Genomic DNA, 21,065 nt, shown 5'->3' with positions numbered 1-21,065 from the left:
TTTCAATGCGCGCGATAGTGTCGGGGGGGGGGCGCGGGTGGCGTCGGGACCATGCGTTCGGCGCGCTCCGCGTGGGTCATGCCTCATGCGTCAGGCATCGGTCGCGCGCTTGAGCAGTAATTCGCGTTCGCGCGCGTTGCGCGTCATGTCCGCCGCGCGCCGAAACTCCAGCCGGGCTTCGTCGGTGCGGCCGAGCTTGGCCAGCAGGTCGCCGCGCACGCTCGGCAGCCAGTGATAACGCGCGAGCGCGGGATCGTCGCGCAACGCATCGACGATGTCGAGTGCCGCGGCCGGCCCGAACGCCATCCCCACCGCCACCGCGCGATTCAACTCGACGACCGGCGACGGGGCAACCTCGGCGAGCGCGTCGTACAGCGCGACGATCTGCGCCCAGTCGGTATCCGACGCCTGCCGCGCACGCGCATGGCAGGCCGCCAGCGCGGCCTGCAGCGCATACGGCCCGCGCACGCCGCCGAGCTTGGTCGCCCGCTCCAGCGCCGCGAGGCCGCGCCGGATCAGCAGCGGATCCCAGCGGCTGCGATCCTGATCGAGCAGCAGCACGGGTCGGCCCTGCGCATCGGTGCGCGCATGCATGCGCGACGCCTGCAGTTCCATCAGCGCGACGAGCCCGAGCACTTCGCTCTCGTCCGGCGCGAGCCCGGCCAGCACGCGGCCGAGCCGCAGCGCTTCGTCGCACAGCGCCGGACGCGTCCAGTCGTCGCCGGCGGTCGCCGCATGGCCTTCGTTGAACACGAGGTAGATCACTTCGAGCACCGACGCGAGCCGTGCCGGCCGTGCATCGGCGGCCGGCACCTCGAACGGCACGTGCGCGGCCGACAGCGTGCGCTTTGCCCGCACGATCCGCTGCGCGATCGTCGGCTCGGGCGTCAGGAACGCACGCGCGATCTCGCCGGTCGTCAGCCCGCCGAGCAGCCGCAGCGTCAGCGCGACCCGCGCATCGGTCGACAGCACCGGGTGGCACGACGTGAAGATCAGCCGCAGCAGGTCGTCGCCGATGTCGTCCTCGCTCGCGTCGGCGAGCGCCTCCGCGATGTCGGGGACGACGTGCGCTTCGAGCGCGTCCATCTCGTGACCGAGCTGGTCGCGCTTCGCCGCATGCAGCGACTCCTGCCGGACACGGTCGAGCGCGCGGCGCTTCACGGCCGTCATCAGCCACGCGGCCGGATTGTCGGGCACGCCGTCGACGGGCCAGTGTTCGAGCGCCGCGACGAGCGTGTCCTGCGCCAGTTCCTCGGCCACGCCGACGTCGCGCACCACGCGCGCGGCACGCGCGATGATCTTCGGCGCCTCGATCCGCCAGACCGCTTCGATCGCACGATGCGTCGCCTCAAGCGTCACGACGCCTGCCCCTGGCCCGACGCGTCCAGCGGCATGGCCATCAGCTCCCATGCGTGGCCGTCCGGATCGTCGAACCCGTGGCCGTACATGTTCGGATACTCGCGCGGGGCCTGCGGCGCGGAGCCGCCGGCCGCGAGCGCCTTCGCGACGATCGCGTCGACCTCGGCGCGGCTGTCGCACGACAGGCACGACAGCACCTGCACCTGCGTCGCCGGATCGATGATCGTCTTGCCGGTAAAGGTCTGGAAGAACGGCCGCACGAGCAGCATCGCGAAGATCGTGTCGCTGATCTTGATGCAGGCGGCCTGGTCGTTGGTATAGGCCGGCACGACTTCGAAGCCGAGGGCCTGGTAGAACGCCTTCGAGCGCGGCAGGTCGGCCACGGGCAGGTTGATGAAGACCATCTTGTGCATGACGGGTGCTCCCGGTGAAGTTGGATCGACGTGGACGCTCAGGCGCCGGCGCGGCCGACGTGGAGATCGCGGAACCGCTCGACCGCATCGCTCGGCGTGAGGTCGTCGAGTTCGAACAGCGGCCGCACCTCGATCTCGCAATCCATCTCGGCACCGAACGGCGCGGGAAACCGCCGCGTCCATTCGAGCGCCTCGTCGCGCGAACGCACCTGGATCAGCGTGTAACCGGCGATCAGTTCCTTCGTTTCGGCAAACGGCCCGTCGACCACCGTGCCCTTGCCGCCCGTGTAGCGCACGCGCCAGCCGCGCGCGCTCGGCCGCAGCCCGTTCGCGTCGAGCAGCACGCCGGCCTTGGCCAGTTCCTCGTGATAGACGGTCATGGCCTCGACCAGCCGGTTGTCCGGCAACGCGTCGGATTCGCTGACGGCGTTCGCCCGGATCATGATCATGAATCGCATCGTTTACTCCTTGTCGTCGATGGCAGGAGGCGCCCGTTCATCGGGGCCTTATCCGGACGACGGACGAAAGACGGCCGGATCGACACGCGCCGCGACGCATCAGGGTAAATACCGAGTCGCCGTCGTTACAGGAAGCACGGCCCCACCGCCCGAACCTCGACCGTGCACCATTGCGCGGCCGGGCACTGGCGCGCGATCTCGATCGCCTCTTCGCGCGTGTCGACATCGACGAGGAAGAAGCCGCCGACCATTTCCTTTGCCTCCGCGAACGGGCCGTCGAGCAGGCGCGTCTCGCCGTCCCGCACCTGCACGCGCGTGCCGCGCTCGGAGCGCTCCAGCGACTCGACGCCGCGCAGCACGCCGCGCGCCTTCAACGTCTCGGCGAAATCGACCATCCGCGCGTACAGCGCCTGACCTTCGTCGAGCGTGCGCTCGGCGCGCTGTTCGGTCGGTTCGACAATCAACAGCATGTAAGACATGGATTTCTCCTGTGGGGACGGGGCGCGGCAGCGTTCGCCGCGCGATCGGCACGCGGCACCCGATGCGAAAGCGTAACAGCCGCGATGCGGCCGGCCGACATCGTTGGCCGATCGGCACTGGCCTGACGGCCAATTCGGCCGTTTCCTGACATTTTGCCTTCAGGATGCAGGCCCGAACTGTCGGATTTTCTTCCCGAGGACCGCCCCATGTCACGCCTGCCGCCGCTGCTTGCCGTTGCGCTGTTGCCCGCCCTCTTCGTCCGCCCGGCCGGGGCCGCGCTGCCGGTCAGCGCCGGCTGCGGCGGCGCGACCTCGGCGATTGCCGACCTGCGCCGCGCCGGCGGCCCGTCGCCGGCGGCAGGGCACACGACGTCGATCGAGGCCGTCGTCACGGCGGCGTTCGGCGGGGCCGACGGCCTCGGCGGCTTCTTCGTCCAGCAGGCCGACGCGCGGCGCAAGCGCACGCCGGGCGTCCCGGAAGGCCTGTTCGTATACGCGCCGAACGCACGCGCGAACGCCGGCGATCTCGTGCATCTCACCGGCCGGGTCGACGATCGATACGGCCGCACGCAATTCACGCTGACGGGCGGCATCGCCGTCTGCGCACGCGGGCAGACGGTCACGCCCGCCACGCTCACGCTGCCGGTCGCCACGCCGGACGTGCTGGCCGCGCACGAAAGCATGCTGGTGCGCCTGCCGCAAACGCTGACCGTCAGCGACACGCACGAACTCGGCCGCTACGGCAGCGTCGTGCTCAGCAACGGCCGGCTGCGCATCCCGACCCAGGTCGCGCCGCCCGCCCAGGCCGCGGCGCGCGCGGCGGCCAACGCGCGCAACCGCATCGTGCTCGACGACGGCTCGAACCGCCTCGATCGCACGGCAGTCCGCTATCCGCCGCCCGCACTGAGCGCCGCCAACACGCTGCGCGCGGGCTACACGGTGCGCGGCGTCGAAGGCGTGCTCGAGCTGCGCTACGGCGCGTGGCGCCTGCAACCGGCCGCCGGCGCACCACCGGTGTTCGACGCCGCGACGAATCCGCGTACCGATGCGCCACGCCGGCATCCCGACGCCGACGTGCGCATCGTGTCGTTCAACGTTTTCAACTATTTCAACGGCGACGGCCACGGCGGCGGATTCGGCGCAGCGGCCGATCGCGGCGCAAAATCACCCGCGGCATTCGCGCGGCAGGAAGCAAAGATCGTCGCGGCGTTGCGCGCGCTGGACGCCGACGTGATCGGGCTGATGGAAATCGCGAACAACGGCCACGGCGACACGAGCGCCGTGCGGCGTCTCGCCACGCAACTCGGCGACGGCTGGCGCGCGGTCGATCCCGGTACCGCGCGGCTCGGCGACGATGCGATCGCGGTGGCGCTGCTGTACGACAGCCGCGCGGTCGAACCGGTCGGGCGCGCCGCCACCGTCACGCTGGGCGGCCGGCACCGGCCGCCGCTCGCGCAGACATTCCGGCGCGTCGGCGGCACACGTGCGTTCACGGTCGTGGTCAATCACCTGAAGTCGAAGAACTGCCCGAACGCGAGCGGCGCCGATCGCGACCAGTCGGACGGCCAGGGCTGCTGGAATGCGGCCCGCACGCGGGCAGCCGTGCGCGTCGCCGACTGGCTCGCCACGTCGCCGACGGGCGCCGCGGCCGACGGCGTGCTGCTGATCGGCGACCTGAACAGCTATGCGAAGGAAGACCCCGTTCGTGCGCTCGAAGCGCGCGGCTATACGAACCTGGTGGCACGCTTCGTCGGTGATACTGCGTACAGCTACGTATTCGGCGGCGAGGCCGGCAGCCTCGATCACGCGCTCGCGACGCCGGGCCTGGCCGCGCGCGTCAGGGCCGTGCACGTCTGGCACATCAACGCCGATGAACCGTTTGCCCTGCAACCGGTGCCCGATTACAAAACGGCCGCGCATCGGTCGTCCTATTACGCACCCGACGCGTATCGGTCATCGGACCACGATCCCGTCGTCGTCGACCTCGCACTGGGCAACGGAGCGCGAATGCCGGGCGCAGGCACAAACCCTGCTCGCCCGTACGACGTCGATTAGTGCATTTGCATCAGCCCATCGCATGCAATGGCACTATTTACCTGGCACCCCGGGCGACGCCATATTTACCGCACATTCACTTCGTATCGCTTTGAGCTGCACGCGTTTCGCCCAATTGAGAATTTTTTTCAATCTTCGCGCGGCCCCGCGTGGCGGGGCTTCCCGGCAATTCCGCCGACGAATTGAAAAATTGTCTCGAAACTCAATCGGGTCAAGTGAATCACATTGGTTGCTGGGATTCGTCTTATCTTCAAATTGGCCTTGAATCGAAGGAGGATAAACATCATGGCGCTCACCGACTCGATCGAACACAAGCTGGACCGCGGCCTCTCCGACATCCGTCGCACCGGCCGGCGCGTGGGACGTACGACACGCTCGGCCGCCCGCGACCTGCACGCGGACGTGACCGACGATCTGCGCGGGCTGGTCGACGAACTGGAAGACCTGTTGAAAAACGATGGCGACGGCGATATCGCCGCCCTGCGCAAGCGCGTGCAATCCAAGCTCGACGAAGCACGCGGCGCGCTCGACTACGCGTCGGGCAGCGCGGCCGCCCGGCTGCGCGAGTCGGCGGAACGCGTGTCGCAGGTCGTGCACGACAACCCGTGGCAAACCGCCGGCGTCGTGGCCGGTCTCGCATTCGTTGCGGGCCTGCTGCTGTCCCGCCGTTGACCGCGGCCAGCCGCCCCGCTGCCCGCACCGCCCATCTTCAATCAGACAACGAAGGAGAACCGCCATGCAGAAGTCTCTCGCCATGAAGGCCGCCGCCGCCGTGATGCTCGGCAGCCTCGCGCTCGCCGGCTGCACGACCACGCCCGACAAACCCGACAGCCCCGCCGCCAGCGCATCGAAGCGCCAGTCGATCGACGCCAGCGTGAACGCCACGCTGTCGCGCCTCTATTCGACGGTGCCGGGTTCGCGTGAGCTCGTCGCGAAATCGCGCGGTACGCTCGTGTTCCCGAACGTGCTGCAGGCCGGTTTCATCGTCGGCGGCCAGTCCGGCAATGGCGCGCTGCGCGTCGGCGGCAGCACCGTCGGCTACTACAACACGTCGTCGCTGTCGGTCGGCCTGCAGGCCGGCGCGCAGTCGAAGGCGATCGTGTTCCTGTTCATGACGCAGGATGCGCTCGACTCGTTCCGCAAGTCCGAAGGCTGGTCGGCCGGCGCCGACGCGTCGGTCGCGGTCGTGAAGGTCGGCGCGAACGGCGCGGTCGACTCCAACACGGCCACCGCACCGGTCGAGGTGCTGGTCCTGACCAACGCGGGCCTGATGGGCGACCTGTCGGTGAACGGCACCAAGGTGACGAAGCTCAACATCTGACGATGCGGCACGCGGCCTCGGGCCGCGCCCGCTTCCCGGCAGCGCCGCGGCCCCGGCCGCGGCGTTTTCGCATGGGTCACACGCAGCCGCTATGATCGCGGGGCCTTTGCGGGCATACTCCCGTTCGGGCCGCCCCGCGCCGCGCTCCGCCGCGAACCCGTGACGTTCGCGAGCCGATCGCGCGCCGGGCCACGCAATTCAATCAAACGAAGCAACAATCTGCGCGAACGCCACCCATGGATAGTGGACACGATCACCAAAAATTCTTCTATTTCCTGCTGGCCGCGGTCACCGTCGGACTCTGCTGGATCCTCGCGCCGTTCTCCGGCGCCGTGTTCTGGGGCACCATTCTCGCGATCCTGTTCCAGCCCGTGCAGCGCTGGCTCGCCGCGCGCTTCGGCAAGCGGCGCAACCTGGCCGCGCTCCTCACGTTGTCGCTGATCATCCTGATCGTGATCCTGCCGCTCGTGTTCGTCGCCGCGACGCTCGTGCAGGAAATCGCGTATGTCTACCAGGAAATCAAGTCGGCGCCGCCGAATTATTCGCAGTACTTCCAGGACATCATTCACGCGCTGCCGTCGTCGATCCAGCACCTGCTGCAGAAATACGGGTTGACCAACATCCCGGGCATCCAGAAGAAGCTGACTGACGGCGCCGCGCAGATCAGCCAGTTCGCGGCCACCCAGGCGCTCAGCATCGGCCAGAACACGTTCCAGTTCATCGTGAGCTTCGGCGTGATGCTGTACATGGTGTTCTTCCTGCTGCGCGACGGCGGCGAGATCGGCCGCCGCGTGCGCCGCGCGCTGCCGCTCGACGACGAGCACAAGAACCTGCTGCTCGCGAAATTCACGACGGTCGTGCGCGCCACCGTGAAGGGCAACATCGCGGTCGCGCTCGTGCAGGGCGCGCTCGGCGGCCTGATCTTCTGGATCCTCGGCATCGAGGGCGTCGTGCTGTGGGGCGCGCTGATGGCGTTCCTGTCGCTGCTGCCCGCGATCGGCGCGGGCCTCGTGTGGGTACCGGCGGCGCTCTACTTCCTGATGATCGGCGCGGTCTGGAAATGCGTGATCCTCGTCGCGTTCTGCGTCGGCGTGATCGGCCTCGTCGACAACCTGCTGCGCCCGATCCTCGTCGGCAAGGACACGAAGATGCCCGACTGGGTCGTGCTGATCTCGACGCTCGGCGGGATGGCGCTGTTCGGCATCAACGGCTTCGTGATCGGGCCGCTCGTGGCGGCGCTGTTCATGGCGAGCTGGGACATCTATGCACGCTCGGAACAGGGCGAGTGACGCGCGCCGTCAAGGATGACGGATGTTGATGACGACGGGCGCCACGGCGCCCGTTTCGTCATCCGCCGCAACCGTCATCACACCGCCGTACGGGCCGACGCGATACGCGCGCCCCGATACCAGCGGCACGCTTCGATCGTCGCGCGCATCGCGCCACGTGGCGCGTACCCCCGAACCGGCATCCGGCTCGAACGGCGTGCCATCGGCCGCGGCCAGCGTCACCTGCGCGCCCGGCAAGCGCCGGCCGTGCGCTTCGAACCGCAGTGTCGCCACCGCGCTGCCGGTCCTCTCCCGCCCTTCGACGAACGCGCCGGACGGCGCATCGAGCGTCACGTCGTAGAGATCGACGAGTGCGCCCGTGAAATGCACGACGCCGTCCGACGTCGCCTGCCCGTTTGCCATCGCACTCGACATGGCCAGCGCGACACCGAGCCCGACAGCGATCCGCTGCACGCCACCCGTACGCGACGCCGTTCGATTGCGCACCGCGCCCGATGCCGATGCCCCCCGTTTCGCGTCGTTTCGCATGTTCCCTCTCCCCTTTCGCGTGACCGGAAAAAAGTCGGCGTGACGCGTCGGTCACGCCGCCTGTCTGCTGGCAATCACTTTAGGGAGAGCGGCCGGGACAATATATGGGACAAGTCCTAAAATGCGGCCCGGTTAATCGAACTCACTGTAGTCGGCACCGGTCGCCGGCAACCGGCGACCCGCCTCTCCGCCTCGTCACGCATCCGGATCGACGCGCAGCACGAGCTTGCCGCGATGGTCGCCGTCGAACAGGCGATTGAGCACGTCGGGCGCATTCTCGAGACCATCCGCCACGGTTTCCTCGGCCTTGAGCCGGCCGTCGCGCAGCCAGCCGGCAAGCGTCTGCACGGCTTCGCGGCTCTTGCGGTAGTCCAGGATCAGGAAGCCGCGCATCGTCAACCGCTTCGAGATCAGCACGCCGACGTCGTCGGCCGCGCGGCCGCTGTTGTAGTTCGAGATCACGCCGCACAGCGCGACGCGCCCGCCGATCACCATTCGCGACAGCACCGCGCGCATCACCTCGCCGCCGACGTTCTCGAAGTTCACGTGCACGCCGTCCGGCGTCGCCGCCTTCAGTTGCTGACGGAAATCGTCGGCCTTGTAGTCGACGGCCGCGTCGAAGCCGAGCGTCTCGGTCAGATAGCGGCACTTGTCCGCGCCGCCCGCGATGCCGACCACGCGCGCGCCGTGGATCTTGCCGATCTGCCCGGCGATCGAGCCGACCGATCCGGCCGCCGCCGACACGACGAGCGTCTCGCCCGGCTGCACCGGCGCGATGTCGGTCAGCCCGTAGTACGCGGTCAGCCCGCTCATCCCGCACGCGCCGAGCAGCGTCGGCAGCGGCAGGCCCGACTGCGCGGGCAGCTTCACGAGCTGCGCGGCCTGGTCGGCCGGCACGACCGCATAGTCCTGCCAGCCGACGAGCCCCTGCACGAGATCGCCGGGCGCGAACCCCGCATGACGCGACGCGACCACGCGCCCGATGCCGAGCGCGCGCATCACCTCGCCGATCGCGACGGGCGGCAGGTACTGCGGCACGTCGCTCATCCACACGCGGTTGGTCGGGTCCATCGACAGGTACAGCACGCGCACGAGCACCTCGCCGTCCGCGAGCGCCGGCACCGGCGTCTCGACGAGCGAAAAATGTTCGCGGCCGACGCGCCCCTCGGGGCGCGTCTTCAGCAGCAGTTGGCGGTTCACGGGTGTCGACACGATGTTCTCCTCCAGTCGTTGTGGTTCGGGATGCGCGTCAGACCGCGCACATGCCGCCGTCGATCACGAGTTCGGCGGCCGTCACGAAGCGGCTCTCGTCGGAGGCGAGATACACCGCCGCGTGCGCGACGTCGTCCGGCTCGCCGAGCCGGCGCAGCGGAATGCCGCGCGCGAGCTTGCGCGTCGCGTCGCGTTCGCCGAGCGACTGGAACAGCGGCTCGACGATCCCCGTGCGGATGAACGCCGGGTGAATGGAATTGCAGCGCACGTCGATTTCGCGGCGCGCGCAGTCGATCGCGACCGACTTCGTCAGCGACGCGACCGCCGCCTTCGACGCGTTGTACGCGGTGAAATCCGGTTCGACCTTGAACGCGGCGACCGACGAGATGTTGATGATCGACGCGGGATGGCTCTCGGCCAGATACGACAGCGCATGCTTGCAGCCGAGCACGATGCTCTCGACGTTGATCGCCATCACGCGCCGCCATTCGTCCAGCTCGATCTGCGCGGGCGAACCGATCGAGCCGACGCCCGCGTTGTTGACGAGCACCGACAACCCGCCCATCGCATCGACCGCCTGCGCCAGCAGCGCCTGCCAGCGCGCTTCGTCGCGCACGTCCTGCGTCGCGGCGAACGCGACCGGCGTGGCGTGGCCCGCGTTGAGTTCCTGCGCGAACGCATCGAGCACCGCCGCCTCGGCGATGTCGGTCACGAACACGCGCGCGCCCTGCTCGACCATCCGGCGCGCGATCGCACGGCCGAGGCCGCCAGCGGCGCCGGTAATGTATGCGCACTTGCCTGCGAGGCGCGATGAAACGGCTGTCATGTGACGGGCTCCTGTCGTGGTTCGTCGTCGCGGAACGCTGCCGCGACGGGTTTTTCCGTGCCTATCCCGGCCGACACGGGCCGGTCGACCGTGCGCGGTCGTGACGACGCACCGCACGGTTTCCGCGAGTATATCGAGATGATCGTGACGCGCACCGGTCAGTCCGGCGGCCGGCCCCGGTTGAACGTCAGCCAGCGTACGCGAATGCCGCCGATCGATGAAATGAATATTCGTTATACCCGGTCATAGGCACCGTTCATGACCTTCGCGCCCCTGCGCGAACGCGCGAGCCGACACGGACGATCCGGCGGGCCGGCCGATGCGCCGATTCGGGGAATGGCAAGGGTGACGTTCCGCGACGCGGGACGCGCAATGGCGCTCGGGACAATCGATCGGGGAACCGCCGGACGAACGCCGGCGGGAAACCGCCAGCCGTCAGAATCCGTCGCCCGACGGCGCGCGCACGAACGCGCAGAGCTGCGGCGAATGCATGTCGATCATCTGCTGGAACGGCGCGCGATGCCCGTACGCGATGCCCGACACGAGCAGCAGGCAAACCGCCGCGATGCGCGGCGAGAACGCGCGCTGCCGCGCGCCGTCGTAGCCGCGCAGGAACACCAGCGCGACCAGCGCGCCGAGCAGCCAGCCGACGACGACTTCAGGCAGCGTGTGCGAGTGGTCGAACACACGCGCGACGGCCGTGATCGCGCCGACGGCCAGCCCGGCCGCGATGCCGGGCGCCTTGCCGGGCCGGAACGCCTGCCACAGCATCGACAGCGCGACCGTCCACACGGACGTCGACAGCATCGTGTGGCCGCTGATCACGCGGAAATCGAATTGCGGCAGCTCGATGCCGCACCCGGCATACAGGATCTTCGTCGCGCCGACGACGCCCATGCCGGCGGCGAGCAGCATGCCCCAGCGGGCGGCGAGACGCCAGTCGGCCATCGCCAGCCAGGCCGCGCAGGTCAGCGCGATCGGCAAGGTCAGCGCGGCGTCGCCGATGTTGCTGATTTCACTCCACATAACGGACTTCGGACAACGATGGAAAGGCCGCAGTTTACCGCATGCGCGCCGCGCGGCTGTGTCAGCCTGTGACAGGCTGTATCAGCCCGCGACACCGGTAATCAACAACAGGTTCGTGCCGGTGATGACGACGAACAGCGCCCACGCGGCGACCTGCATCCCGCGGCCGATCGTGTGCTCGCCCATCGTGTCGCGGTCGCTGACCGAGCGGATCAGCGGCCACATCGCGAACGGCAGCTGCAGGCTCAGCAGCACCTGGCTCCACACGAGCAGTTGCCCGACCGACCCGTCGCCGAGCCACAGCACGCCGATCAGCGCCGGCACGAGCGCGAGCCCGCGCGTGATCAGCCGGCGCTGGTAGCACGGGATCTTCGTATGCAGGAAGCCGTCCATGATCACCTGGCCGGCTATCGTGCCGGTCAGCGTCGAGCTTTGCCCCGACGCGAGCAGCGCGATGCCGAACAGCAGCGCGGCCGCGCCGCCCGCGATCGGCGTAATCAGCTTGTAGGCCTGCTCGATGTCGGTCACGTTGTGCAGGCCGGTCGCGTGGAACGCCGCACCGGCGACGATCAGGATCGCCGCATTGACGAGCATCGCGACGAACAGCGACACGCAGGTATCGATGCGCACGAGCGCGAGCGTGTCGCGGATCATGCCGCGCGCGCCGCCGACGACATGCCGCGTCTGCACGACCGACGAATGCAGGTACAGGTTGTGCGGCATGATCGTCGCGCCGACGATGCCGAGCGCGAGCACGATCGCGTCCTTGCGGTCATGGCCCGGATCGCCCGGCACGAGCCCGCCGACCACCGCATGCCAGTCGGGCGGCGTGATCGCGACCTGCGCGACGAAGCAGAACGCCATCGTCGCGATCAGCCCGAGCACGATCGCCTCGATCTGCCGGAAGCCCTTGCCCTGCAGGCCGAGCACGATCACCGTGTCGAGCGCGGTCAGCACGACGCCCCACGCGAGCGGCACGCCGAGCAGCAGCTTGAACGCCAGCGCGCAGCCGAGCACTTCCGCGATGTCGCACGCGATGATCGATATTTCGGCGGTGATCCACTGCACGATGCGGCCGAACCGGCCGTAGCGTTCGTAGCTGGCCTGCGCGAGATCCTTGCCCGCGACGAGGCCGAGCCGCGCCGCGAGCATCTGCAGGAAGATCGCCGCGAGGCTCGAGAACGCGACGACCCACAGCAGCGAATAGCCGAACTGCGAGCCGGCCTGGATGTCGGTCGCCCAGTTGCCGGGATCCATGTAGCCGATCGCGACGAGCAGGCCGGGGCCGAAAAAGCGCTTGAGCTTCTGCCAGCGCGGCGCGCCTGCGTCGATCGTGATGCTGCCCTTTACTTCCGACGGGCAGAAAGGGGCGGTGGCGGTAGTGGGGAGGAAGGGCATGGAAACCGGGAATCGAGATCGCGACAGGGCGATTTTACGGGTATCCGTCCCGTTTTCTCGTGCGCGTCGATACACGCGTCCCAACTCGCCCCGTCGCCGGCGCGGTACGCGGCGCCGGAACCCTCGTCCGCCTCGGTCGACATGGTGCCGCGATTCAGCAGCCGGTCCCGCTCGGCGACGCGAAATTCGGTCGGCGAGATCAGCAGGCGCTGCCGAAACAGCTTCGCGAGCCGCTCGCCGCTGCCGAACCCGGTGCGCCGCGCGACCTTGTCGGCCGGCAGCGTCGTGTGGATCAGCATGTGGCACGCACGCTCGAGCCGCACGTGCTGAACGAACTCGGTCGGCGTCACGCCGATCTCCTTCTTGAAGCGCCGCAGGAAATTGCGCTCGCTCATCGCGGCGACCCGCGCGGCGTTCGCGATCGACACGCGGTTCACGCTCTGCGCGCGCAGCCGCTGCGCCGACATCCGGATCGGCGGGCTCGCGCTCAGTTCGCGAAACGCCCACATCGACTGCGCGTAGCGCTGCTCGACCGGCCGCATCATGTTGCTGGCGATCTCCTGCGCGGCGCTGTCGCCGAGGTCGACGCGGAACATGTCGAGCGCGGCGGCGAACACGTCGGTCTCGCCGGCCTGCAACTCGACCGTCGTCGCGCCACGACGCGCCCCCCGGCCCGGCCGCACGTCGATCGACGCCGACGGCCGCCGCGTGGCCGCGAGCGCGGGCAGGTCCATCGCATCGACGATCCAGCGCGCATGCCGTCGAATGTCGGTCAGGCGCCGCTGCAACGCGTCGTCCCAGTTGACGGCCGCGCGCTCGCCGTGAAGATGAAAGAACGCGAGTGCGCGACGGCCATGCTCGTCACCGAGCGGCTCGGCCGCGATTCTCACGCCGGACGACGACTGCAACAGTCCCCCGCTTTCGGATACGTACTTCAGTTGGTAATCCGCACTGTACGCATGCAGGCGATTCGCCAGGTTGAAGGCCTCGCCAAGACGCGCGGCCTGGGCCAACGAAAACCCCGTACTCAAATAGATAACGACCCACCGCTGATCTGCTGCATTCACTGGCCAAGCCCCCGACTTGTTCGACTTCTTCTAATACCGTCGAACTGTCAGGCTTATATTTGGTTTGAATGCGTGCGACAGGACGGCTATCCCGAAATATGAAGCGACGGCATCTTAGCCGAACGGGTAGCGCCTTTGGCACGAAATGGCCGACGTGGACAGCATGATGGCGGATTACTACAGGCTCTCACGTATTGCCGGTATGCCCATGCAGAATCACGCATGCGAGGCACGCATCGTGGCGTGCCGCACCGCGGGCGAAGCCGCACGCGCGTACCGGTCCGAACGGCATCGATACGCATCGAACGTGTTCGATCGGCACGCACGTCACGCACCACACGCGGCGCATCCGTTGCCTGCGCATCCCTTAGAATCGATCCACCGTTCACCACCCCCACCGCGCGCCGTGCCTGCCGATCATCGCCTCGACCTGAACCTGTTTCGCGTGCTCGACGCCGTGTACGTATACGGCGGCATCGGCGCGGCCGCCCGCGCGCTGCATCTCACGCAGCCGGCCGTCACGCACGCGCTCAACCGGCTGCGCGCGCATTTCGACGATCCGCTGTTCGTGCGCCAGGGCAATCGCGTCGTGCCGACCGAACGCACGCGCGCGATCATCGCGGACGTGCAACTGCATCTGAAGGGCCTGCAACGCACCGTGCGCGATCCGTCGGCCTTCGATCCCGCGACGCTCGACCTGAGCATCGCCGTCGGCATTCGAGACGTGCTGGAATCCATTGCGTTGCCGCGGATCGTCGCGGCATTCGCCGACGAAGCGCCGGGCCTGCGACTCGTGAGCCGCCGTGTCGCGGTGGCCGACATCGAGCGCGAACTCGCGTCGGGCAATACCGACCTCGTCGTCGATCGTCGCGTGCAGACGGGCCCGCGCATCGCCACGGAACACCTGCTCGACGATTCGCTCGTCGTCGCGCTGCGCCGCGATCATCCGCTGGCGGGCGACCCGCTGCGGCGCAGCGACTATTTCGCGGCCCGACATATCGCGGTGTCGTCGCTCGGCGAACCGCAATCGCTCGACGTGCTGCTCGGCAACGACGGGCGCTTCCGCGATATCCGCCTCACCTGCCAGCACTATTTCGCCGCGTGCCAGATCGCCGCGACGGGCGACCTGCTGGTCACGCTGCCGCATACGTATGCGCTGCGGATGGCCGCACTGCTGCCGATCGTCGTGCGGCCGCTGCCGTTGCGGCTCAAGCCGTTTCCGCTGCTCGCGTACTGGCATGAATCGCGCGACACCGATCGCGCGCACCAGTGGGTACGCGAACGCATCGCCGCACTCGTGCGCAGCAGCGCCGGCGCCGCCAACGCATAGCCCAGGCCGGGACGGTATGCTGACGGCTGCGCGCCGTCACGCGGCGCCCGCCTTTTACTTCCCGCTTACCGGAGACTTGCCATGTCGCTCATCCATGCCGCCGCCGTGCTCGACGCGGACGCACCCGACTACGTCGTCCAGCTGCAGGCCGGCACGCACGCGCTGACCGGCGACGAAGCGCCGCGCGAAGGCGGCCAGGATCGCGGGCCGGCGCCGTACGAGTTCGTCCTGGCCGGTCTCGCGCAATGCACGGCCGCGACGCTGCGCATGTACATGCAGCGCAAGACGTGGCCGGCCGTGCGCATCGCCGTGCGCACCGAGCTGCATGCCGATCGCGAAGGCGTGCAGTACGTGCGGCGCGTCGTGACGCTCGACGGCCCGCTCGACGACGCGCAACGCCAGCGTCTCGCGGAAATCTGCGAGAAGACGCCGGTGACGCAGTTCATCAAGCGCGGCACGCGGATCGAAACGACGTTGAACTGATGCACGCGGCGAGCGACACGCGACACGCGATCGCCGCCCGACATGCAAAACGGGCGGGCCGCGCATGATGCGCGACCCGCCCGTTCATCGATACCGCCGCGCGCTTACAGTCCGAGCGCGGACAGGTCCAGCTTGCCGCCCCTCATCGGCGGACACCAGAAATACGCGCCCGTCAGCGGCCGCGTGAAGCGGAACAGGCCGTCGACGATCCCGTCGTCCGCGCCGCTCATCCGCCGCATCTGCACGTCGAACGCGCGGAACGAGCAGCCGAACGCGACGAAGTAGAGGCCCGCGCGACGCGCGTCCGACCACGGCGAAGAACGGCGCAGCATGAACGCCTCGGGCTCGAAGCTTTCCTGCGCGGTGCGCTTCACGTGCGCGAACTCGGGTGCGTCGTCGAGCTCCTCGTTGTCCGAGCGGCGGCGCCCGACGATGTTGTCCATGTCGCCCGACGGAATGCGCTCCATCTGGTCGAAGTCGTGCAGCCATTGCTGCACCGCGACGAAGCTCGCACCGTCGAGCCCCGCCCCCTGCCCCGTGACGATCGCCGCGGCCACCGCGTCGTCGCCTTCCGGGTTCTCGGTGCCGTCCTCGTAACCGGACAGGTCGCGGTCGTTCGAATAGCGGAAACCGTCGACGGCATCCTGCAGCGCAAATGCCGGCGCGAGCGCGCGCTCGATCGCCCGCGCACGCAGCACGATCTCGCCGCGGTCGTCGGCGCGCAGCCAGACCCATACGTCGGCCGGCGTGGCCGGCAGCGTGCGATCCTTCACGGCGAACGCAGGAAAGTCGGTCAGGCCCGGCACCGGACGTCCGAGGTGAGCGGCCAGCGACTGTCCGAAACCGACGACCGTGTCGCGTCCGTCGACGATCTCGCGCAGCGCGGCCAGTGCCGCCGCCACGTTGCCGTCATTCGAAATCGTGAAAGTGAGGTACCGGGCCGCCGTGTCGATCGGAGCCAGGATGCCTTGCTGAACGTCGCTCATCGTTTCCTCAGGAGTGTATCGGGGGTGAATCTGCAAGGGTCGCACCATCGTGCGCCGTGGACGCCGAAGTGTAATCGATGCCCCTGCCGGCCCCTGCGCTGCCGCGCCGCGAGACGCCCGCGAAAGCAGGGCCGAAACCCTGAATACTAACCGTATCGACGCCGCAACGCCGCATTCGTCAGACGTTGCAGCGCGCCGTACACTGCTGATAGAATCTTTTCACGTCTTTTCGGCGTCCTTTCAACGTTCACTTCAGAGGAGGTGCAGATGTTCCGAATGCCAGCCACCTTCTCGAACGTGGTCCCACGGCGCAGCTGATCCAGCCCGCCGTCCGCGCCGGCTCCCGAGTTTTCCGCTAACCCGTCCGCCGCGCTTTTCCCGACAGCCCGTTTTTCGCTCCGCCCGCGTTTTCCGCGCGGCCCGGCTGTTGCGTTTTCGACGTTCTCCGAACCGGAAAGTCCCGTCGCGCGATGCGCCGGGCAACGATAAATGACCAGAAAAACCTCCCATCTGGGCGGCCACGCATTCCAGGCCGTCTTCGGCTTCACCCTTCGTTACTGGCGCAAGCAGCCGGCGCGCACCGCCACGGTCGCGGGCCTCGCGCTGTTCGCCGCGCTCGCGGACGTCCTCACGCCGCTGTTCGCCGGCCGCCTCGTCGACGCACTGTCGACCGGCCTCACCGACCGTGCCGCCGCGTGGCATTCGGCCCTCGCCGCGTTCGGCATGCTCGCGGCGCTCGGCATCGGCGCGACGGTGCTGCGCCAGGGCGTGTACCTGAACATCATCACGCTCACGCTGAAGATGATGAGCGAGATCGCCGCCGCGTCGTTCCATCGCGTGCAGCGCTTCTCGACCGACTGGCACGCGAACAGCTTCGCGGGCTCGACCGTGCGCAAGATCACGCGCGGCATCTGGGCGCTCGACCTGCTGAACGACACGGTGCTGATCGCGCTGCTGCCGTCGGTCACGATGCTGGTCGGCGCCACCGTGCTGCTCGGTACGCACTGGCCCGTGATGGGGCTCGTCGTTGGCGCGGGCTCGTTGCTGTACATCTCGGTGACGGTCGCGGTGTCGCTCGGCATCGTCGCGCCGGCCGCGCGGCTCGGCAACCTGTGGGATACGCGCATGGGCGGCGCCCTCGCCGACGCCGTCAGCTGCAACGCCGTGGTCAAGGCCTTCGGCGCGGAAACGCGCGAGGAAGCGCGGCTCGCGCGCGTGATCGGCAAGTGGCGGCAGCGCACGCGCCGCACGTGGGTGCGCGGCACGTTCAACGGCGGGCTGCAGGGCGCGATGCTCGTCGCGATGCAGGCCGCGATGATCGGCGTCGCGCTGCGGCTGTGGGCGAACGACGAGGCGAGCGTCGGCGACATCGCGTTCGCGCTGACGATGTTCTTCATGCTGCAGGGCTACCTGCGCGACGTCGGCATGCACATCCGCAACCTGCAGCGCTCGGTGAACGACATGGAAGAGCTCGTCGCGCTCGAACGCCAGCCGCTCGGCATCGACGACCGCCCCGACGCGCCGGCCATCCGGATCGGACAAGGCGAGATCCGCTTCGAGCACGTGACGTTCCGCTACGGCAACCATCCGGTGCCGCTGTACGACGACTTCTCGATGCGCATCGCTCCGGGCGAGCGCGTGGGCCTCGTCGGCCACTCGGGGTCGGGCAAGACGACGTTCATCAAGCTGATCCAGCGGCTGTACGACGTGTCGGGCGGCCGCATCACGATCGACGGCCAGGACATCGCGCGCGTGCGGCAGGATTCGCTGCGCAGCCAGATCGCGATCGTGCAGCAGGAGCCCGTGCTGTTCCACCGCACGCTCGCGGAGAACATCGCCTACGCGCGCCCCGACGCGAGCCGCGCCGACATCGAGCGCGCCGCGCGTCTCGCCAGCGCGCACGACTTCATCGCCGCGCTGCCGGACGGCTATGACACGCTCGTCGGCGAACGCGGGATCAAGCTGTCGGGCGGCGAACGCCAGCGCGTCGCGATCGCGCGCGCGTTCCTCGCCGACGCGCCGATCCTGATCCTCGACGAAGCGACGTCGAGCCTCGACAGCGAAAGCGAGCTGCTGATCCAGCAGGCGATGGAACGGCTGATGGTCGGCCGCACGACGCTCGTGGTCGCGCACCGGCTGTCGACGGTGCGCGCGCTCGACCGGCTGCTCGTGCTCGATCGCGGCAAGGTGATCGAGGAAGGCAACCACGACGCGCTGATCCGCATCGAGGGCGGCATCTACCGCCGGCTGTTCGAGCGGCAGGCGCTGGAGCTCGCGAAGGGGCTCGCCGATGCGCCGCGGCGCATGGCGAACGACGCCGCCGGGCCGCTGGGGGAGCCGGCGGAAGCCTGACGCAAGCCCGCCGCGCCCCGGCCCGGTGATGCCGGCGGGACGGCCGGGCCGGGGCGCCCCACGAGATCCGGTTCGAGGCCGTGCCGTGTGCACGGCCTTTTTCATGTCCCCGAATATCGCGGGGCCTCCCCCGGATCGCGCGCGGCGGCACCGCCTCTTGCGGGATCACTTATCATGTCGGCCAGGAAATTAGCGACGAGGGATCGACGATGTTTACAGGAATTGTCCAGGGCGTTGGCGTCATCAAGGCCACCAAGGATCACGGGGAGCTGAGAACGTTCAGCATCGAATTCCCCGAGCGGTTCACCGACGACATCGAAATCGGGGCCAGCGTCTCGGTCGACGGCGTCTGCCTGACGGTGACGACCATCCATTCGCCGACGCTGGTCGACTTCGACGTGATGCTGCCGAGCCTGAAAATCACGACGCTGGCCGATCTCGCGACCGGCTCGCGGATCAACGTCGAACGGGCCGCGAAGGACGGCGCGGAAATCGGCGGGCATCCGCTGTCGGGCCATGTCGACTTCCCGGGCACCATCCTGCACATCGCGACGTCCGAACACAACCGGATGATCCGCATCGGCGTGCCCGCCGAGTTCAAGCGTTATGTGTTCGCGAAGGGCTATATCGCGATCAACGGCTGCAGCCTCACGGTCTCGGACGTGAACCGCGACGAAGGCTGGTTCGATATCTGGCTGATTCCCGAAACGCGCCGCGCGACGACCTTCGATGCGAAGGGCGTCAACGACAAGGTCAACATCGAGATCGAGCGCAGCACGCAGGTGGTCGTCGATACGATCCGCGAAGCGGTCAAGGAAACGCTCGGCGAACTCAACGGCGTCGTCACTGCGCTGCTGGCGGAAAAAGGCATCGACATCGAGGAACTGCTCGCGCGCAACGTCGCGCGGCTGCCGAAGCAGTAAAGCCGCGTGTCCGGTGATCCGCCGGATCACCGGAACCCGGTTTTCGTCGAAGCACACCTCGATCCGGGGTTCCGGTTCGTCAAACGGCACGCTCGAACGGCTTCGACCGCAGCCGCTTGCGCGCCTCACTCCGCCCCGGCCTGTGTCCCCTTGCCCACCGCCACGCGCTGCGCGCGATAAATCCCCGCGTGCCCCGAAAACAGGTACGCGACGACACACGCGACGATCGCATACACGCCGATGTCCGCGCCGAACAGTTCGATCGCCATGATCGTCGACGCGATCGGCGTGTTGGCCGCGCCCGCGAACACCGCGACGAACCCGAGCCCCGCGAGTACCGGCACCGGCAGCGCCAGCACCTGGCCGAGTGCGTTGCCGAGCGTCGCGCCGATATAGAACAGCGGCGTCACTTCGCCGCCCTTGAATCCCGACGCGAGCGTGACGACCGTGAACGCGAACTTGCCCGCGAAATCGTAGAGCGGCAGCGGGCCGTGAAACGCCGCTTCGATCGTCGGGATGCCGAGGCCGAGGTACTGCGGCACGTTCAGCACGGTGGCCGCCACCGCGACCAGCAGGCCGCCGAGCACCGGCTGCAGCGGCGCATGGCGGACGACGCGGCGGAACCACGCGGTCAGCGCATGCGTCGCGAACGCGAACAGCCGCCCGACGACGCCGAACGCGACGCCCGCGACGATCGTCACGACCAGCCCCGTCGCCGACACGGCCGGCACGAACGGAATCGCATAGGCCGTGTGATGCACGCCCCACGCGCGGCACACGACGTCCGCGACGATCGCCGACGCGACGCAGGTCAGCAGCGCGTCGTACCGCACGCGCCCGATCGCGAGCACCTCGAGCCCGAACACGGCACCCGCGAGCGGCGTGCCGAACACCGACGCGAAACCGGCCGCGATGCCGCCCATCAGCAGCACGCGGCGATGCTCGCGATCGAGCCTGAACACGTGCGTGATGCGATCGGCCAGCGCGCCGCCCATCTGCACGGCCGTGCCCTCGCGGCCGGCCGAGCCGCCGAACAGGTGCGTGACGACGGTCGCGACGAGCACGAGCGGCGCCATCCGCTTCGGCACGAGCGCCTTCGGATCGTGGATCTCGTCGATCAGCAGGTTGTTGCCGCGCGCGACCGACTGGCCGAAACGGTGATAGGTCCAGCCGGTGGCGAAACCGGCGGCCGGCAGCCCCCACAGCAGCCACGGATGCGCGACGCGCGTGCCGGTCGCCCAGTCGAGCGCGATCAGGAACAACGCGGAAGCCGTGCCCGCGAGCGCGCCGAGCAGCGCCGAGAGCGCGAGCCAGCGGCATACGTAGCGCACGGTCGCGAGAAGATCGGAAGAAGTCGTGAAAAACATGATTTCCAGATTCGACGGAACATCAAAACCTGGGCGGCAGAATACCGCATGGACGGCCTGCGACCTCCTGACGACCCAGGAACACGCAGGCATCATCAGCCGGGCAAACCGGCGGTTGAGGGCCGCCCCGCGCGCAACGCGCCGGCAACGGCCGCAGGGAGGCATGCCATCTCCGCAGGCCGCCATTGTACGC

At 68.6% G+C, this 21,065-nt stretch carries 20 protein-coding genes and 1 riboswitch; of the genes, 8 read left to right on the top strand and 12 right to left on the bottom strand.

Features of this window, described 5'->3' with window-relative positions:
- Window positions 1-90: 90 nt before the first annotated feature.
- The 4 genes from AC1VVG_RS23735 to AC1VVG_RS23720 all read right to left on the bottom strand — a co-directional run bounded on the left by AC1VVG_RS23735 (window position 91) and on the right by AC1VVG_RS23720 (window position 2,709).
- Window positions 91-1,359, bottom strand: a complete 1,269-nt coding sequence (locus AC1VVG_RS23735) for an RNA polymerase sigma factor (protein WP_049029219.1) — start codon at window positions 1,357-1,359, stop codon at window positions 91-93.
- Complete coding sequence (locus tag AC1VVG_RS23730) at window positions 1,356-1,772, bottom strand: VOC family protein (protein ID WP_034185690.1); 417 nt, start codon at window positions 1,770-1,772, stop codon at window positions 1,356-1,358. Before AC1VVG_RS23730 ends, AC1VVG_RS23735 begins: the two co-directional genes overlap by 4 nt.
- 38 nt (window positions 1,773-1,810) lie before the next feature.
- Window positions 1,811-2,230 (bottom strand): YciI family protein, encoded by a 420-nt coding sequence (locus tag AC1VVG_RS23725; RefSeq protein ID WP_034185689.1) that lies wholly within the window; start codon window positions 2,228-2,230, stop codon window positions 1,811-1,813.
- A gap of 125 nt (window positions 2,231-2,355) precedes the next feature.
- The gene (locus AC1VVG_RS23720; protein WP_034185688.1) at window positions 2,356-2,709 is read right to left on the bottom strand and encodes a YciI family protein; all 354 of its coding nucleotides are present in this window, start codon (window positions 2,707-2,709) and stop codon (window positions 2,356-2,358) included.
- Window positions 2,710-2,916: 207 nt separating this feature from the next.
- On the opposite strand from AC1VVG_RS23720, the gene AC1VVG_RS23715 reads away from it, so the two are divergent.
- The 4 genes from AC1VVG_RS23715 to AC1VVG_RS23700 all read left to right on the top strand — a co-directional run bounded on the left by AC1VVG_RS23715 (window position 2,917) and on the right by AC1VVG_RS23700 (window position 7,374).
- Window positions 2,917-4,764 carry an ExeM/NucH family extracellular endonuclease gene (locus AC1VVG_RS23715; protein WP_482836427.1) on the top strand — a complete coding sequence of 616 codons (1,848 nt, stop codon included), beginning with the start codon at window positions 2,917-2,919 and terminating at the stop codon, window positions 4,762-4,764.
- A gap of 285 nt (window positions 4,765-5,049) precedes the next feature.
- Window positions 5,050-5,436, top strand: coding sequence for an ElaB/YgaM/YqjD family protein (locus AC1VVG_RS23710; RefSeq protein ID WP_034185686.1), 387 nt, complete (start codon window positions 5,050-5,052; stop codon window positions 5,434-5,436).
- A gap of 64 nt (window positions 5,437-5,500) precedes the next feature.
- Window positions 5,501-6,085: a BPSL1445 family SYLF domain-containing lipoprotein gene (locus AC1VVG_RS23705; protein ID WP_034185685.1), complete on the top strand. Its 585-nt coding sequence runs from the start codon at window positions 5,501-5,503 to the stop codon at window positions 6,083-6,085.
- Between the two features lie 236 nt (window positions 6,086-6,321).
- Window positions 6,322-7,374, top strand: coding sequence for an AI-2E family transporter (locus AC1VVG_RS23700; protein WP_034185684.1), 1,053 nt, complete (start codon window positions 6,322-6,324; stop codon window positions 7,372-7,374).
- A gap of 9 nt (window positions 7,375-7,383) precedes the next feature.
- Here AC1VVG_RS23700 and AC1VVG_RS23695 read toward each other — a convergent pair whose 3' ends face one another.
- The 6 genes from AC1VVG_RS23695 to AC1VVG_RS23670 form a co-directional block, all read right to left on the bottom strand.
- Window positions 7,384-7,902: a thioesterase gene (locus AC1VVG_RS23695; protein ID WP_226251886.1), complete on the bottom strand. Its 519-nt coding sequence runs from the start codon at window positions 7,900-7,902 to the stop codon at window positions 7,384-7,386.
- Window positions 7,903-8,097: 195 nt separating this feature from the next.
- Entirely contained in the window at window positions 8,098-9,114 is a 1,017-nt protein-coding gene (locus AC1VVG_RS23690; RefSeq protein WP_034185682.1) for an NADP-dependent oxidoreductase, read from the bottom strand.
- 37 nt (window positions 9,115-9,151) lie between these two features.
- Window positions 9,152-9,940, bottom strand: coding sequence for an SDR family oxidoreductase (locus AC1VVG_RS23685; protein ID WP_034185681.1), 789 nt, complete (start codon window positions 9,938-9,940; stop codon window positions 9,152-9,154).
- Between the two features lie 435 nt (window positions 9,941-10,375).
- The gene (locus tag AC1VVG_RS23680; RefSeq protein WP_049028189.1) at window positions 10,376-10,966 is read right to left on the bottom strand and encodes a phosphatase PAP2 family protein; all 591 of its coding nucleotides are present in this window, start codon (window positions 10,964-10,966) and stop codon (window positions 10,376-10,378) included.
- A gap of 81 nt (window positions 10,967-11,047) precedes the next feature.
- On the bottom strand, window positions 11,048-12,364 hold the full coding sequence (locus AC1VVG_RS23675; RefSeq protein WP_049028188.1) for an Nramp family divalent metal transporter: 1,317 nt from the start codon (window positions 12,362-12,364) through the stop codon (window positions 11,048-11,050).
- The gene (locus AC1VVG_RS23670; RefSeq protein WP_301741938.1) at window positions 12,313-13,377 is read right to left on the bottom strand and encodes a helix-turn-helix domain-containing protein; all 1,065 of its coding nucleotides are present in this window, start codon (window positions 13,375-13,377) and stop codon (window positions 12,313-12,315) included. The genes AC1VVG_RS23675 and AC1VVG_RS23670 overlap by 52 nt, the downstream gene beginning before the upstream one ends.
- Window positions 13,378-13,837: 460 nt before the next feature.
- Here AC1VVG_RS23670 and AC1VVG_RS23665 point away from each other — a divergent pair, with 460 nt between their 5' ends.
- Together AC1VVG_RS23665 and AC1VVG_RS23660 are read left to right on the top strand one after the other, a co-directional pair.
- A complete protein-coding gene (locus AC1VVG_RS23665) occupies window positions 13,838-14,761 on the top strand; it encodes a LysR family transcriptional regulator (protein WP_034185677.1) in 924 nt (307 codons plus the stop codon).
- A gap of 81 nt (window positions 14,762-14,842) precedes the next feature.
- Entirely contained in the window at window positions 14,843-15,244 is a 402-nt protein-coding gene (locus AC1VVG_RS23660; protein ID WP_049028162.1) for an OsmC family protein, read from the top strand.
- 104 nt (window positions 15,245-15,348) lie between these two features.
- Here AC1VVG_RS23660 and AC1VVG_RS23655 read toward each other — a convergent pair whose 3' ends face one another.
- Window positions 15,349-16,230 carry a Dyp-type peroxidase gene (locus AC1VVG_RS23655; protein ID WP_034185675.1) on the bottom strand — a complete coding sequence of 294 codons (882 nt, stop codon included), beginning with the start codon at window positions 16,228-16,230 and terminating at the stop codon, window positions 15,349-15,351.
- 489 nt (window positions 16,231-16,719) lie between these two features.
- On the opposite strand from AC1VVG_RS23655, the gene AC1VVG_RS23650 reads away from it, so the two are divergent.
- Complete coding sequence (locus AC1VVG_RS23650) at window positions 16,720-18,582, top strand: ABC transporter ATP-binding protein (protein ID WP_482836423.1); 1,863 nt, start codon at window positions 16,720-16,722, stop codon at window positions 18,580-18,582.
- Window positions 18,583-18,791: 209 nt separating this feature from the next.
- Window positions 18,792-19,505, top strand: a complete 714-nt coding sequence (locus tag AC1VVG_RS23645; protein ID WP_034185673.1) for a riboflavin synthase — start codon at window positions 18,792-18,794, stop codon at window positions 19,503-19,505.
- 125 nt (window positions 19,506-19,630) lie between these two features.
- On the opposite strand, the gene AC1VVG_RS23640 is transcribed toward AC1VVG_RS23645, so the two are convergent.
- A complete protein-coding gene (locus tag AC1VVG_RS23640; RefSeq protein ID WP_034185672.1) occupies window positions 19,631-20,872 on the bottom strand; it encodes a voltage-gated chloride channel family protein in 1,242 nt (413 codons plus the stop codon).
- A gap of 79 nt (window positions 20,873-20,951) precedes the next feature.
- A riboswitch (Fluoride riboswitch) is annotated at window positions 20,952-21,055 on the bottom strand.
- Window positions 21,056-21,065 lie beyond the last annotated feature (10 nt).

This window comes from Burkholderia sp. L-4, from assembly GCF_056856535.1.
The sequence above is the reverse complement of the archived record's forward strand: the minus strand, read 5'-3'. Positions and strand labels throughout refer to the sequence as shown.